Source organism: Mesorhizobium sp. M0136, from assembly GCF_040322515.1.
In the GTDB taxonomy this organism is placed as follows: Bacteria; Pseudomonadota; Alphaproteobacteria; order Rhizobiales; family Rhizobiaceae; genus Mesorhizobium.
Genome location: NZ_JAMYTP010000032.1, coordinates 13,015 through 27,584, shown reverse-complemented (window position 1 = coordinate 27,584; position 14,570 = coordinate 13,015). Strand labels below are relative to the sequence as shown.

The 14,570-nt window shown below is 60.7% G+C and carries 14 protein-coding genes and 1 pseudogene; 5 read left to right on the top strand and 10 right to left on the bottom strand.

Going from position 1 to position 14,570, the window contains the following annotated elements; all coding sequences use genetic code 11:
- The first annotated feature begins 8 nt into the window (after nucleotides 1-8).
- Nucleotides 9-920, top strand: a complete 912-nt coding sequence (locus NKJ35_RS27550) for a LysR substrate-binding domain-containing protein (protein ID WP_352650638.1) — start codon at nucleotides 9-11, stop codon at nucleotides 918-920.
- Here the strand turns inward: NKJ35_RS27550 and NKJ35_RS27545 are convergent.
- From NKJ35_RS27545 to NKJ35_RS27530, 4 genes are all read right to left on the bottom strand, one after another.
- Complete coding sequence (locus NKJ35_RS27545; protein ID WP_352650636.1) at nucleotides 917-2,239, bottom strand: NAD(P)/FAD-dependent oxidoreductase; 1,323 nt, start codon at nucleotides 2,237-2,239, stop codon at nucleotides 917-919. The genes NKJ35_RS27550 and NKJ35_RS27545 overlap by 4 nt on opposite strands.
- A gap of 13 nt (nucleotides 2,240-2,252) precedes the next feature.
- Nucleotides 2,253-3,779, bottom strand: coding sequence for an aldehyde dehydrogenase (locus tag NKJ35_RS27540; protein WP_352650633.1), 1,527 nt, complete (start codon nucleotides 3,777-3,779; stop codon nucleotides 2,253-2,255).
- Nucleotides 3,757-4,701, bottom strand: a complete 945-nt coding sequence (locus NKJ35_RS27535; protein ID WP_352650632.1) for a dihydrodipicolinate synthase family protein — start codon at nucleotides 4,699-4,701, stop codon at nucleotides 3,757-3,759. The genes NKJ35_RS27540 and NKJ35_RS27535 overlap by 23 nt, the downstream gene beginning before the upstream one ends.
- A 491-nt stretch (nucleotides 4,702-5,192) precedes the next feature.
- Nucleotides 5,193-6,848, bottom strand: a complete 1,656-nt coding sequence (locus tag NKJ35_RS27530) for an MFS transporter (protein ID WP_352650630.1) — start codon at nucleotides 6,846-6,848, stop codon at nucleotides 5,193-5,195.
- A 376-nt stretch (nucleotides 6,849-7,224) separates the two neighbouring features.
- Between NKJ35_RS27530 and gabT the strand changes: the two genes are divergently transcribed.
- Entirely contained in the window at nucleotides 7,225-8,520 is a 1,296-nt protein-coding gene (gabT, locus tag NKJ35_RS27525; protein WP_352650628.1) for a 4-aminobutyrate--2-oxoglutarate transaminase, read from the top strand.
- Nucleotides 8,521-8,724: 204 nt separating this feature from the next.
- Here the strand turns inward: gabT and NKJ35_RS27520 are convergent, their stop codons facing one another.
- The 4 genes and pseudogenes from NKJ35_RS27520 to NKJ35_RS27505 form a co-directional block, all read right to left on the bottom strand.
- Nucleotides 8,725-9,126: a nucleotidyltransferase family protein gene (locus NKJ35_RS27520; RefSeq protein ID WP_352650626.1), complete on the bottom strand. Its 402-nt coding sequence runs from the start codon at nucleotides 9,124-9,126 to the stop codon at nucleotides 8,725-8,727.
- A 13-nt stretch (nucleotides 9,127-9,139) separates the two neighbouring features.
- Entirely contained in the window at nucleotides 9,140-9,865 is a 726-nt protein-coding gene (locus tag NKJ35_RS27515) for an SAVED domain-containing protein (protein ID WP_352650624.1), read from the bottom strand.
- Between the two features lie 180 nt (nucleotides 9,866-10,045).
- The gene (locus tag NKJ35_RS27510; protein WP_352650623.1) at nucleotides 10,046-10,819 is read right to left on the bottom strand and encodes an IS66 family transposase; all 774 of its coding nucleotides are present in this window, start codon (nucleotides 10,817-10,819) and stop codon (nucleotides 10,046-10,048) included.
- A 118-nt stretch (nucleotides 10,820-10,937) separates the two neighbouring features.
- Nucleotides 10,938-11,417 (bottom strand): annotated as a pseudogene (locus NKJ35_RS27505) (transposase domain-containing protein); the annotation flags it as partial.
- Between the two features lie 178 nt (nucleotides 11,418-11,595).
- Between NKJ35_RS27505 and NKJ35_RS27500 the strand changes: the two are divergent.
- Nucleotides 11,596-12,630, top strand: coding sequence for an IS481 family transposase (locus NKJ35_RS27500; protein ID WP_352650621.1), 1,035 nt, complete (start codon nucleotides 11,596-11,598; stop codon nucleotides 12,628-12,630).
- A 120-nt stretch (nucleotides 12,631-12,750) separates the two neighbouring features.
- Here the strand turns inward: NKJ35_RS27500 and tnpB (NKJ35_RS27495) are convergent, their stop codons facing one another.
- Entirely contained in the window at nucleotides 12,751-13,056 is a 306-nt protein-coding gene (tnpB, locus tag NKJ35_RS27495; protein WP_352650619.1) for an IS66 family insertion sequence element accessory protein TnpB, read from the bottom strand.
- Complete coding sequence (tnpA, locus tag NKJ35_RS27490) at nucleotides 13,053-13,466, bottom strand: IS66-like element accessory protein TnpA (RefSeq protein WP_352650617.1); 414 nt, start codon at nucleotides 13,464-13,466, stop codon at nucleotides 13,053-13,055. Before tnpA (NKJ35_RS27490) ends, tnpB (NKJ35_RS27495) begins: the two co-directional genes overlap by 4 nt.
- Before the next feature lie 290 nt (nucleotides 13,467-13,756).
- Between tnpA (NKJ35_RS27490) and tnpA (NKJ35_RS27485) the strand changes: the two genes are divergently transcribed.
- The gene (tnpA, locus tag NKJ35_RS27485; RefSeq protein ID WP_352650615.1) at nucleotides 13,757-14,191 is read left to right on the top strand and encodes an IS66-like element accessory protein TnpA; all 435 of its coding nucleotides are present in this window, start codon (nucleotides 13,757-13,759) and stop codon (nucleotides 14,189-14,191) included.
- Nucleotides 14,188-14,544: an IS66 family insertion sequence element accessory protein TnpB gene (tnpB, locus tag NKJ35_RS27480; RefSeq protein ID WP_023709031.1), complete on the top strand. Its 357-nt coding sequence runs from the start codon at nucleotides 14,188-14,190 to the stop codon at nucleotides 14,542-14,544. The genes tnpA (NKJ35_RS27485) and tnpB (NKJ35_RS27480) overlap by 4 nt, the downstream gene beginning before the upstream one ends.
- Nucleotides 14,545-14,570 lie beyond the last annotated feature (26 nt).

Here is a 14,570-nt window from a genome sequence, read left to right as displayed (position 1 = left end):
GCATTGAGATGGTTCGCCGCTATTACGACCTGCCGTCCCTGACCGCTTTGGCTGTTTTCGAGGCGTCTGCCCGGCACCTGTCGTTCAAATTGGCTGCCGCGGAACTGAACGTCACTCCTGGCGCCGTCAGCCGCCAGATCAAAGCCATCGAGGACGAACTGGGGGTTCCACTGTTTACCCGATTGGGAACCGGTGTGGCGCTGACAAGCGCCGGCGAAGACCTTTATGGCGTGTTGGCCAGCGGTTTTTCGCGGGCTGCAGACATCGTCCGAAATGTGAAACGCGGCGATCGTTCCAAGAATGTCACGCTGGCGTGCACGGACGCCTTCGCGTCGACGTGGCTGATCCCGCGCATGCCGGACTTCTGGACACGGTACCAGGATATTGCCGTTGACCACCTTATCTCGGACAATCCTCGCGATTACCTCCGCGCGGAGGTCGAGTTGCGAATCCGCTACGGATTCGGATCGTGGTCGAACGAAAATGCTGAGCTTCTGTTCGACGAGACAATCTATCCCGTTTGCGGACCGGGATTTGCAAGCAGACATCGGGATACGACGGCGGAGTCGCTGGCCGATCTCCCCTTGCTGCATGTTGACTGGGTGGATCCTGACTGGGCTGGCTGGGACGAGGTTTTACGGCGTGCGGGGGTACCGCACGGCTCGACTCGCGGTCGGCGCTTTGGCAAGTTCTTTGTGGCGCTTCAGGCGGCCCAGGCTGACCAAGGCGTTGCCGTCGGCTGGCACCGCCTTGTCAAGGCGCAAATTGACGAAGGGAAGCTCGTCAGACTGACGGATCTTGAGCTCCCGGCCCCTGGCAGCTATTATCTCACTTGGTATGACAATCGCACGCTTTCCCCTGCCGCCCAGAGCCTCCGTAGCTGGATCCGCGAAGCGGCAGCGCAAGAACGAGAAAGCTAGAGCTCTCTGCCGGCGCGCTTCTGCATCGCCCACAGCTTCAGCGGCGCTCCGATCGACATCAGCGGTTCTGGATAAAGCCGAACCGGGGCTGGCTCTTTCAGGGCGTCTGCAACCATTGGCTCGTTGCTGCCAACGGCAAGATCGGCAGCCAGCATCCCGTAGAGGGTGCCTTGCACCGTTCCCAAGCCATTGCAGCATCCAGCTACGAAGACTCTGTCTTCAATTTCGCCGAATGCGGGCGCGGAATTTAGGGAGAGACACAAGTGGCCTCCCCAGCGAAACTCCATCGGTATTTCACCCAGCATTGGGAAGCGCGCCTGGAATGATCGATCGTGCACGACGCCGATCCGACGGATCTGCTTCTCACTGGTGGACATGTCCGGATTATAGGTGAAGGTGTTGCGGACGACGATCCGATCCCGGATCCTGCGGATGGTTGATCCCATCGGATCGGCCGGGATCAAGCCCCAATGCGGCTCACCGCCCAGCGCTGCCTGCTCGCTCTTGGAGAGCGGCCTAGTCATGCTGGCATAGGTGAACACATGCAGCAGGCGTTTCTTGAAGTAACCAAAGCTTTCGAGATGACCGTTGACTGTCAGTATCAACCGCGGCGCTTTGATCTCGCCGTCAGCCGTCTTGGCAGTGTGCAGTTTGCCGGTCCGCAAAGTTGTGACCGGTGAATTCTCGAATAGCTGCACACGCCTCGACAAACCTTCGGCGAGTCCACGAATGAAGCCGGCCGGCTGTGCCATTACCGTTCCCGGCGTAAACATACCGCCGACGAAGAACTCGGTTCCGGTGATTTCCTTCAACTGCGGCCCGTCGAGCCGCTCGAATGGCTCGCCTAGCCCCGTCAGGTGCTTTTCGAATTCGCGCAGGACCGCAACACCGTGATCAGTTGCAGCTCCATGGTACTTGCCGGCTCGAACGAAGTATTTCTGCAACCCGTATTCGTCCGCGGCCGAAGCAGAGAATTCGATCGCGGCCCGGTTCATGCGGATGCGCTTGCGGTCGTGGTCCTGCCTTCCGCCGTAATGCTCACCACCGAGCTCGTGCGGAAGATCGATCATGAAGCCGGAGTTGCGCCCGGCGGCACCCCAGCCGACGCGCTGAGCATCGACCACCACTATGCGCTCGTTCGGCACCAACTGTGAGAGGCGCCGCGCGGCCGCCAAGCCAGCAAACCCAGCTCCTACAATGAGCCAGTCCGCCGTGTGACGGCCGCGCAGCACCTCCGGTGCCTTGGGAGGCGGCAGAATACCGTACCAGCCGGGAATGGATGTGTCCGCAGGCGTGCGGACAGCCTCATAATCGCTCATCGATGCGACTAGGCTAGTCTACCGAACGCGAGACTTTAGGATCGGAGATGTCCGCCCAGATGGTCTTGAGTTCAGTATATTGGTCGTGGGCATGCAGTGACTTGTCTCGTCCCCCGAAGCCCGAAAGCTTGAAGCCGCCGAAGGGAGTCGAGACGTCTCCTTCGCCGTAGCAATTGATGGTCACCGTCCCGGCGCGAATGTCCCTTGCCATGCGATGCGCCTTGCCGAGATTGGCGGTAAAGATCGACGCTGCAAGCCCGTATTGCGTATCGTTGGCGACCCGAAGCGCCTCATCAGCGTTGGCCACTTTGATCACCGACAGCACTGGACCGAAAATCTCTTCTCGCGCAATCGCCATTTCGGGCGTGACATCGTCGAATACGGTCGGCTCGATGAAATAGCCTTTGCCAAGCCTGTGGGCGTTGCCGCCCGTGACGATCCTGGCGCCTTCTGCCCGCCCCTTCTTGATGTAGCCCATGATGCGGTCGAACTGCTCCTTCGAGACGATTGCGCCGAGCCGATTGCCCGGGTCCAAGGGCTCGCCCAAAGGCCATTCCCTGAGCTTATGGAGGACGGTTTCCACCAAGCGGTCCTTGACCTTCTCCTGCACGATCAGGCGGGAATTGGACGAGCAGTTCTCGCCCATGTTCCAGAAAACAGCTTGGGTGACATGCTGTGCAACAACGTCGAGGTTCTCGGCGTCTTCCAGCACGATGCATGGGTTCTTTCCCCCGCATTCGAGCACGATACGCTTGAGATTGGACTTGGCGGAATATTCCAAGAATTTCCGGCCGACGTCAGTTGACCCGGTGAAGGCAACCATGTCGATATCGGGATGCACGCCGAGTGCCTTGCCGGCCACTTCGCCCGGACCGGTGACGATTTGCAGGACGCCTGACGGCAGCCCGGCCTCATGCGCCAGTTCGGCGATCCGCAACGTCGACATGTTGGTCTGCTCGGCCGGCTTGACGATGACGGAGTTGCCCGTCGCAAGTGCCGGACCGATCTTCCAGGCCAGCATGAGGATCGGGAAATTCCAGGGCAGAACGCAGGCGACCACGCCCAGCGGCTGGCGCACGATCATCGACACGACATCGTCGCCCGAAGGTGACGTCTGGCCGTAGAGCTTATCGGTGGCTTCCGCATGCCATTCCAGGCAATGCAGAGCCTCGGGGATGTCTATGGTTTCGACGTCGTAGATCGGCTTGCCGCTTTCGAGCGTCTCAAGCACTGCAAGCTCATGGGCGTTTCGCTTCATCAGTTTCACGAGCCGCCGCAGAACGCGCTTGCGCTCGCTCGGATGCGCACGCGACCAGGCGCCCGATTCAAACGCCAGTCGCGCCTTCTCGACAGCGAGATCGACATCGGCCTGGCCGCAGGAAGCGATCCTGGCGATGACCTGCCCTGTCGCGGGATTAATGGTCTCGAAAGTATCCCCAGATTGTGCAGCCTGCGCCTTGCCGTCAATTACTGCGCTGGTCGGCAGTGGCAGGCTGTCGGCCAGGTTCTGGTACTCATCACGCGTTAATAGCGATGACATTCTCGGAAGCCCTCTTCTGGGATTTTGCAGTGATTGACGCGATGACTGCCTTAAGGGTGCGGATCGTCGACTCGAGTTCCCGCTTCTGTTCGTCGCCGAGTGCCCGCATCGGCAGGCGCACGGGCCCAGCCGGCAATCCAGCCAATTCGCACCCGAACTTGATGCTCTGGACGAATTTGCCGCCCTGTTCGAGAAGCCTCATCAGAGGCAGAAGCGCCGACATGATCTGCCGGCCCTTGGTGAAGTCCTTCTCGATCACGCAGGCTTCGTAGAGCGCGAGGTGCTCTGCCGGCAGGCAGTTGCCGGCGCCGCACACCCACCCTTTTGCGCCCCAGGCGAAGAATTCGAGGGCCTGATCATCCATGCCGCAAAACAGATCGATGTGGGGATAGTCACGAGCCAAAGCGTGCAGCTGATTCATGCTGCCGCTGGATTCCTTGATGGCGCAGAAATTGGAGCTGCGACCGACCCGGTCCAGGAACTCGAGGTCCATCATCGTGCCTGTGCGTCCGGGATAGTTGTAGAGCATCACCGGTAGGTTGGCTGCCTTGTCGATCGCAAGCGCATGATTGCCAAGTTCGAGCTGCGTTGGAACAGCGTAGTACGGCGAGCCGATCAGGATCCCGTCGTACTTCAGGTCCTTTGCAACTAGCGCATATTCGATGCAATCCTCGGTACGAATGGCGCCGACGCCGGCGATCAGGGGCATCTTCCCCTTCACCACGCTCCTGGCAAGCTTAAGCAAGCTGACGCGCTCGTCGCGCGACTCAGCGTAGTACTCGCCTGTCGTGCCACCGACAATGATACCGTGGACGCCAGCTGCGACCAGGTGCTCGACCATGACGCAGAAGCCGTCACGGTCGATCGATCCGTCCGCATGAAAGGGCGTTGTGACGGGCGGAATAACGCCTTTGAACGACATCTGCCTGTCTCCAATTCGGGCTACAGGTCAGTGTTATATGCAAGCTGAGGAGCGGGAGCAGTCGAAATAAAGTCACTAGGCACGCAACTTTTTTGCGGTTCGGGCTATGATCGAGCATACCTAGGTGAATCGGCGTATCGCCGCGCCGCCTGACACGAGCAAGTCGCGCATCTGACGGCTAATAGTCGTTGCTATCCCTTACCTAATCGGGGGTTATGAGGGTGCTTAAAGCTAGGGTTTCTGGCTGATATCTGGTCAGGAGCACTTCGTATCATTCGGATTGCCTAACGCCGCGGCCGAAGTACGGACCGGAGCCCGTTGAAGCTCCAGTCCCATGCCGCGGCGAAGCGCGAGCTCATAACATTTCATTGAGGTACCGACCAATTCGATGGGGTACCGACTCCGCGAGCGCTTAGCCGTTCGTCGACTACGGCGAACGGTGAAAGCCACAATTCCGCATGTCGTCACGTGCTCTCAGCCTTGGGAGAGGGTCAACGGCGGGGAAAATAAGGAACGGATTGCTCGGATTTGCGATTGGGCCCCGTCGGCCGCCCGATCGAAAGTGTGATCTGAGGTGGAAACTCTCCTGCGTGCAGGAGGAGGACCCTTTTGTCCAGTTCCTTGTCTACTTCCGTGAGACGATGATTGAGGCGAAGGTAGTCGGTCCAGGTCGGCGTGCGGAACGTTTCTGTCCACTGCATAGGATTCTGAAGGTTGCGCTGGAGCGTCCAGTTCCGAGCACCGACGCGGCTGTGTACATGACGCCGCTGCCGCATGAGGTCGAGGAAGGCCTCGACATTTCTCTCGGCTATCAGATATTCGATCTTGACCACGATCGGGCCGCTTCTCGGCTTCAAACTGAGAGCGACAGCTGGGGCGTCGAATTCCTCCAAAGGATCGGGCTCGGACTCGCGGCGCTCGCGAAGAGGAAACAGAACGCCGGCTGCAGCAACGAGCAGCAGGGCCGCAGCGGAACCCTCTAGCGCCCAGGTCAGCGAATGGTTCTGGGAAACGGTGCCCCACACCCAGCTGCCGGCCGCTATGCCGCCGTCTATCAATGCATAGTAGATGGAGATCGTGCGCCCCACGACCCAGCGCGGGCTTGCCAGCTGCACGCTCACGCCAACCCCGGACCAGGCAGTGACCCAGCCTGCGCCGCCCAAAGCAAGTGCAATTGCCGCCACGCCGATCGAAGAGGTAAGCGCCAGGGAGAGGGAGCACGCCGCGCAGGCGACGCAGGAGAGCCTCATCAGCTGTTCCTGCGACAAGCTCCGTCTGAACAGGCTGTTGGAGAGGCCGGCGAAGACCGCGCCTGTTCCGAAACCTGCCATAAGCGTGCCATAGGCGAGCGGGCCTCCTCCCAGCTGGTCGCGGACGACCAGGGGCAGCAGCGCGAGTATGGCGATGCTCGCAAGGCCAAAGAGGGTTCCGCGTGCGATCGCCGCCTTGATTTCCGATGACATCGCCGTGAAGCGCAGCCCGTCATAGATCGCCGTCCTCATGGATTCACGCGGGAGCGGTGAGGAGCGAACCTTCCACTTGCAGCGCCATATGGTGGCCAAGGGTACCAAATAGGTGAGGGTGGTCACGGTAAAAGCGGCCAAAAGCCCGAAGGAGGCAACCACGATGCCGCCGAGCGCCGGGCCCACGGTCCGTACGGTGTTGAAGCCAACGGAAAGCAGGGTAACGGCAGCGGGAACATCGCGCCGGTCCACCATATCGCCAACCGACGCCTGCCAGGCGGGATCGTTGAGAGCGCCGCCGCATGCGATTAAAAAGCTGAAGCCGAGAATCATCCATGGGTCGAGAAAGCCCAGCGCTACAACAGCGGTCAGCATCGCAGACGCCGCCGCCATAAGGCACCAGCCGGCGAACATGACCCTGCGACGGCTGAAATTGTCGGCAATGGCCCCGAGGAAGACAGATAGAATAAACGCAGGTAGCGTGGATGAAGCCTGCACCAGCGCAACCATCAGATCGGACGTCGAGATCGTTGCCATCAGCCAGCTGATGGCAACAGTCTGCATCAGCCAACCAAGACTTGAGAACTGCGTGGCGAGCCAGATGGAACGAAAGGTTCGATTCTTGAGCGGCGCAAACGTCGCTGGCGAAATTACATCCGCATCTGCGCCAGCCACTTCGCCCATCTCTGTGCCTTTGCCTTTCGTCTACCGGTCCGGTTGCCCTTTGCGTGCCGTCGAGCGGGATCAGCATGGTGACCGGGCAAGCTTTTCGAAGGCTCGGGCAAATTGGCGAGCGCCACTGGCATTTCCACCCGATCGGCCACCTCCCCGCACATACGCGAGCGTATCCGACGGCCGTTCACGTATCTACCAATGCACCTCGGGGAGCCACTCGAACTAAAGTCAATCGGCAGGCTATTTTTTTGCATCTCTGCAAGGCTTCGATACGTGCTAATCGTCCCTGACCCTTTGATCGTGCGTTGCTAATCGGCAAGTCCAAAAAGCTGGCGACTAAAAGGGCCGCAGCCAAGTAATTTGCCTATGGGCAGAGGAACAAAATATGAGCGTCACAAACCGCGAACTTGAGAGCAGGCGCATAGCGGCGGTTCCCAGTGGTGTAGCCTGCGCGTTCCCAATTTTCGCTGATAGAGCTCTTAACGCAGAGCTTTGGGACGTTGACGGACGACGTTACATCGACTTCGTGGGTGGAATGGGTGCCCTCGCTGTTGGTCATTCGCATCCTGGAATCGTAGCAGCGGTTCGCGATCAGTTGAATCGCTTCACTCACACCTTTTTTGGAACTGCCCCTTATGAAGGCTATGTTGCCTTGGCCGAGCGACTAAATGCTCTTGCACCGATGGCTCCAGCCAAGACCCTGCTCGTTACGACCGGCGCGGAAGCAGTCGAGAACGCAGTTAAGATCGCTCGTTACCATACGGGCCGCCGGGGAATTATTGTCTTTAGCGGAAGCTTTCATGGCCGAACGCTCCTGACACTAGGAATGACAGCTCAGGTAAACCCTTACAAAGTGGGTTTTGGCCCATTTCCAGGAGACATTTATCGTGTTCCGTTCCCATACGCTTATCGCGGAATCAGCACGCAAGACGCCCTGTCAGCCCTCCATGCTCTGTTTGAAGCAGAACTCAATGCATCAGAAGTAGCCGCAATTGTTATTGAGCCGGTGCAGGGCGAAGGTGGTTTCCTGCCGGCGTCCTCTGAATTCCTTAAAGCCCTTAGACAGATCTGCGACACTCACGGCATAGTGTTGGTCGCTGATGAGGTCCAGTCGGGTTTTGGACGGACGGGCAGACTTTTCGCCATAGAAAACTTCGACGTTCAGCCGGATTTGATAGCTGCCGCCAAGAGCCTTGCGGGCGGCCTGCCACTTGCAGCCGTGATCGGCAAGGCCGAGATCATGGACTCGGTTCACCGCGGGGGGCTTGGGGGCACTTACGCGGGTAATCCATTGGCATGCGCAGCCGCACTGGCAGTCCTAGACGTTCTTGAGAACGAAGGATTGCTCACTCGGGCGGAAGAAATCGGTGCGCGCCTACAAGCGGGATTTGAGCGCCTCCGAATTAGAAGCAACCATGCAGAGATCGGCGAGATCCGTAGGCTCGGCGCAATGATTGGCATAGAATTGGTTACGGATAGCGTCAGCCGCGAGCCCGCGACAGATGTCACCACGAGAATCATCCAAGAAGCCGCTCAAAACGGCCTGCTGCTGGCCTCGGCAGGACGCTTTCACAACGTGATCCGCTTCCTTGTGCCACTCACAACTTCGAACGAGATTCTGGACGAAGCCATTTCCATCCTTAGTCGATCAATGGAAAATGTGTCTAAACACCAAGCCTAGCACGGAAGGCGGAGCACTCGGGAGGGTAAGCCAAGGGAACTGCTGGCCGCCTGGGAAACATTGATCTGGCGGTAGGGTTCCGAGGGCCGTCTTTCGGCAGATACAGTTAAAGCTGCTGCGCCGATTTCGGAGCGTCCCTGTCGTGGGGAAGCACACCTTGCTGATCGGACACCCAAAGTTGTGTACTTGAAGGCCGATGTTGAGCTACTTTGGCCTCGACCCAAGGTACGTCTCCTGAAAGTACGTCTTGATCATGTTTTTGCTGCGCGCGTATAGTCTCATTTCGGTTTCGAGCAGGCGCTTCAGATTGGCCTGCGTGGTCTCGTTCTTCGTCAGACGGTGAAACTCACAAACGGCATCGATGTCGTAGTGTTCGTCCGCGGTGAGTGGCGGCGTGACGGTACCGAGACCGAACGACCCCTGGACGTGGACTTGGGGCCCGTATTGCCAAATTGTCGACTCCGGTCGGTTGAGCCAGTCGCCCAGCGACTTGTAGCTCGTCGCCGCCTGTTCGTATCGACGCTCGGGAATCCCAAGTTCTTTGCCGAGGTCTTCGAGAACTTCGTGGGCCTCTTGAGTGATCGTCTGGCTCATATGCACGTTCATGAAAAACTCCTCGTTAGCTGGCGTGTTCAAGTTCATGGGCGAAAATGAAGCCGCCCAGCTTCTTGTTTTGGTCGTAGATCTTGAGAGTGGGGTGTGCCTTCGGCTGCCAGGAGCGACCGGACTCGATGGCGACGGAAACCGGAATGGCGGGAAACACGTGTACGATCATGTTCTCGCCATGGGCTACCTTGATGGCGTCCAGCGTTGTTCTAAAAAGACGCGCGAACTCGACGATATCGGCCTGACTGCGCATGATGTCGTTATGGGCTCCGTCGGCCGCGATGGACCAGATCGCTACATCGGTGCCAAGCACCGCGTGGATCCGCTCGTCTGCGACGCGTGCGCTGATTTCCAGCTTCAGCGCGACCAGGCCGGCCAGACCGGATGGTCGCAGGACCTTGAAGCGGAGCGGCGGAGCCTCAAGATCCCACTTCCAGCCCTTGGGGCTGCGCAGCAACTGCCTGACGTCTGCAGGCGCGATGTCGGAGATCAGACGGCCCAGCTCGAACAGTAGCGGGATCGGCGCCAATCCGAATACTGTCAAGCGACGGATTTCCTGCCGCTCCATTCGCCCGCGAACTTTCTCGACGAAGCCGGTCCGGAGGTTGCGGACCTGGATGCGCCAGAAATCCGGTTCGTGATCGGATAGATCGAGCGTCGCGAGATCGAGATCTATCCAACCGTCGTCAAGCGGATAGCGATCCGGGATCATCGACCATTTGAGGTCGCCTTTGGCCACGGGAGATTCGTTGGTCCCGATCCTCGCAGCGTATCGAATGACATGACTGCTCAGGTCCGATGGCTGTGACCGTCCGGATGCGGACTTCATGGCGGCGCTTCATCGCCGTCAGGACATTCGCGGGATGCTCGGAGACCATTTCGCGATCGAAAACTCGATGGTGCAGGTCACAGACCAGCATCAGGTTGTCGGGGTCCTGGGCGAGTTTGGGTGACAGAATCGGATCGCCCCGCGGCCCATCCGCCGAATCCCCATGATGTGCCCGGTATAGGCCGCGTTAGCGTTGGCAGCTCCCGACACCTCGTCGCCCCTTGCGGCTGATCCTGCCCAGGCTGGCCTCCAGATAATTCTTGAGGTCGGCCAGCAACGGCACGCTCTGAGCCTGGCGCGCACGGCCAGACGAACTTTGGCGCTCCGGCCGTTGACGTCGCGCTCGACGGCGAAGATCGCGCCGATCTTGTCCAATGCCTGACGCGCGATCGGCGATTTGGTCTTAGCGTGCTCGTCGAACAGTTCGCGCCTGGCATGGGCCCAACACGCGACCGGCTCCAGGCGCGGGCGACCGGTGATCGGATCCGGTTCGTAGAGCTTGTCAAAGCCGGCATAGGCGTCGGCGTGCAGGAAGCCGGATGCCGGCGCCAGCAGAGCGTGGGCGTGCTCGCCCTTGCGGTCAGGTGAGTAGCGATAGAAAGCCGCCGGCGGATTGGGCGAGCCCCAGGTGCCTTCGTCGCGCACAACGAGCCATAGCCGGCCGCTTTTGGTGCGCCCGCGTCCGGGATCCTGAACCGGGATCGGCGTGTCGTCGGCATGGATGGCCGGGCCGGCGCGAGCGTAGTCGCCGATGCGCTCGGCCACCGGCGCGACCAGCCAGGCGGCCCCTCCGACCCAGTCGGCCAGGGTTGATCGATCCAGGTCGACGCCCTCGCGGGCGTAGATGCCGGACTGTCGGTTCAAAGGGCAGGTGGTCGCAATATTTGGACACCAGCACCTGCGCGATCAGCCCTTGGCCGGGTCTGCCGCGCTCGATCGGCAGGCTGGGCATCGTCGGCTGGGTAATGGCCTCGCAGTACCGGCAGCTCAGTTTCGGCCGCACATGCACGAGGACCTTGAAGTGTGACGGCACATATTCCAGCCCCTCGCGTTCATCGTCGCTGATCCTGCGCAGCCGCTCGTAACCGCAGGCCGGGCAGGCGCAAATCCCGGCGTGGGTGATGACCTCGCGCGGAAGGTGATCGGGCAGCGGCCGGCGATTGCCCACGCGCTGTGGCCTGGTCGGCGCCGGCATCGCGCCTGGCATCGCCGCAGTCGCATCGTGGCGGGCTTCGCTGGCGGCCTCGGCCTCCTCCAGATCACCGATGATCAGCTCGAGCAGATCGATCTGCCGATCGAGCTTCTCGGACGACTGGCCGAAGCGCGCGCGCCGCAGCGTCGCCAACTGGGCTTTCAGCTTCTCGATATGCAGCGTCTTGGCGTAGAGCTCGGCCTGCAAAGCCGCCGCGAACGCGCGCAGCGCGGCCGGATCCGACGGCAATTCCGCAGTGGCGAGAGACATGCCGGCTTATAGCAAAGTCATGACTCGCGAGCGAGGATAAATACTTGGAATCAGGAACTTATTTGGAAAAGTTTAAACTTTATCTGACAGACGGTGTCCTAGGCTGAAGCTTGAGCCGAGGCCGGGCGCGGAGTGGTGGTTCGCAGCGCCCGGCCTCGGCGTTAGAAAGGACACTGACATGACCAAGGACCAAAAGATCATCCGCGCCAAGGTGGGGCTGCTGGAGCTGGCCAAACAGCTCGGCAATGTCAGCCAGGCCTGCAAGATGATGGGCTATTCGCGCGACAGCTTCTACCGCTTCAAGGAGCTTTACGAGACCGGCGGCGAACTGGCGCTGCAGGAACTGACGCGCAGGAAGCCGCTGTTGGCCAACCGCACGCCACCGCAGATCGAGGCGATCATCCTCGAGCTGACGCTGGAATATCCCGCCTATGGACAGACCCGCATCGCCAACGAAATGCGCAAGCTCGGCCACTCGGTCTCGCCATCGGGCGTACGCGGGGTGTGGCAGCGTCACGATCTGGAGACGATGAAGAAGCGGCTGAAGGCGCTGGAGGCGAAGGTCGCCCAAGACGGTATCGTGCTCACCGAGAGCCAATTGGCGGCGCTGGAAAAGGCCAAGCTGGACAAGGAGGCGCATGGTGAGTTCGAGAGTGAATGCCCGGGCCATTGCGGCGGCCAGGACACCTTCTATGTCGGCAACATGAAGGGGGTGGGACGCATCTATCAGCAGACCTTCCTCGACACCTATTCGAAGGTCGCCTTCGCCAAGCTCTATGACCGCAAGACGCCGATCACCGCCGCCGATCTCCTCAACGACCGCGTGGTGCCGTTCTTCGACGCCCACGACGTGAAGCTAAGCCGGGTGCTGACCGACCGCGGCACCGAATATTGCGGCAATCCCGAACATCACGAATACGAGCTCTATCTGGCGCTCGAGGATGTGGATCATTCCCGCACCAAGACCAAGAACCCGCAGACCAATGGCATCGTTGAACGGTTCCACAAGACGGTGCTGGACGAGTTCTACCGGGTCGCCTTCAGGAAGAAGATCTACGGCTCGATCGAGGAGCTGCAGGCCGATCTGGATGAATGGGTCAGAAGTTACAATGAGGAGCGCCCACATCAGGGCCGCTGGTGCTTCGGCAAGACGCCGATGCAGACCTTCCTTGACACGGCCCCGCTGGCGAAGGAGAAAATGATCGCCGCCTGATCCCATCAGACAGGCAAAACGGACCATTCTCAGACGCCAACTGTCCGATCAAGTGCAAACTTCTACAACTTATTTAGATGGTTTCCGGGCGCTGACCGGTTCCGGCGCAACTGTCCGCCGCTAGTCGATCCCTTCGACGAGCAAGGCCAACTGGGCCGCTGTCAGCTGAAGCCGACCCGCCACGATCGGCGGCCAGACGAACTTTCCCTGCTCCAAGCGCTTGGCGAACAGGCACAGCCCGCTTCCGTCCAAGGCCAGGATCTTCAACATGTCGCCGCGCTTGCCCCGGAACACGAACAGCGCCCCGGAGAAGGGATCGGCGGCCAGCACGTTCTGGACCTGGGCGGTCAAGCCATCCATCCCTTTGCGCATATCGCACGGCTGCGTCGCCAGATAGACCCGCACCCCAGACCCAGGCGCTATCATGCCACCGCCTTCAGAGCCGACAGCACCCGCCGCAGCGCTGCCTCGCTGACCTCGGCGTCCACCCGCACGCGCACACCGCCGACCAGGACGATCTCAATCATGCCGCGCTGTTCCGCCCCGGCCGCCGCGGCTGGTGAGGCAGCCGACGCGCTGCTGATAACTTCGACGGGGACCAATTCCAGCGGCGAAGCCGCCGACGTCGGCGTGCGCATCTGCCGGCGCCACGTGAACAACAGGTTCGCATTGATGTCATGCCGCCGCGCCACCAGCGACACCGACGCCCCAGGCTCACAGCTCTCGGCAACCAGCCGCTGCTTCTCTTCGAGACTGTATGACTTGCGCCGGCGGGCGCGCGCCGTCTCGCCACGAGAATGTTGGCCTGCCACTCCATCCGTCCCGATCGTGTCCATTAAGCCCCGCTCATGGACACTATCTTCAGCGTCCAGAGCCCGACCCCTATCCGATCCGAACCCCGCCACGGAAGGCGGTCGTCACCGGGCACTTACCCTCCAATAATATCTGGCGAAAGCTCGCGCCGGGACGTGGCTACGAAATCGGCGTCAGGACATTCCTGTTCTGTCGACGTGGAAAATCCCCTTCGAGCAGCGGTTCGAAAGTAAGCGCTGTTGTGGGACCACCTTTCGGGATTGGTCGCGATCTGTGAGGTTGCCGATCCTGTATTGGGATCGGAGATCGGCTTGTGTCTGGACTTGACCTTACGCTTGACCCGGAGCGGCAGCTTCGGCGTTTCGAGGTGATCAACGGGGCCGGCGGTCGGCGTCATTGGTCGGTGGACGACAAGGTGCGGATCATCGCGGAGACGCTGGAACCGAACGCGATCATTTCCGAGGTCGCCCGCCGGTATGGTCTCAGGCCGCAACAGGTCTTCGCCTGGCGTCGCGAAGCGCGCAAACGGGCTGCTTCGGCGCAGCAGGAATCCCCGACCTTCGTGCCGGCGGTTGTGGTGGTGCCGGAACCTGCAGCCAGCCGTTCACCGAAGCAGCGGAAACGGCAAGCCACCCGAGATGCAGGCATGATCGAGCTTGAGATCGACGGCATCGCGATGCGCGTCGGCCGGGGCGCCGATACCAAGACGGTGGCCGCAGTGATCCGCGCGCTGAAGGCAACAGCGTGATTGGCCCGACGGGTGCGGTCAAGGTCATGGTGGCGACGAAGCCGGTCGACTTCCGCAAGGGCGCGGAGGGATTGGCGGCGCTGGTGCGAGAGACGATGGGGGCCGATCCGTTCAGTGGGGCGGTCTATGTCTTCCGGGCGAAACGGACTGACCGGATCAAGCTGATCTTCTGGGATGGCACTGGCGTCTGCCTCTATGCCAAGCGTTTGGAGGATGGGGAGTTCCGCTGGCCGAAGGTGCATGACGGCATGATGCGGCTGACGGCCGCGCAGCTCTCGGCGCTGCTCGAAGGTCTCGACTGGCGGCGCGTCCATGAGGCGCGCCGGACCCGTGTTCCAGCCCAGGCCGGCTGACCCGCGACGAAGTGAATCAGCCTGGA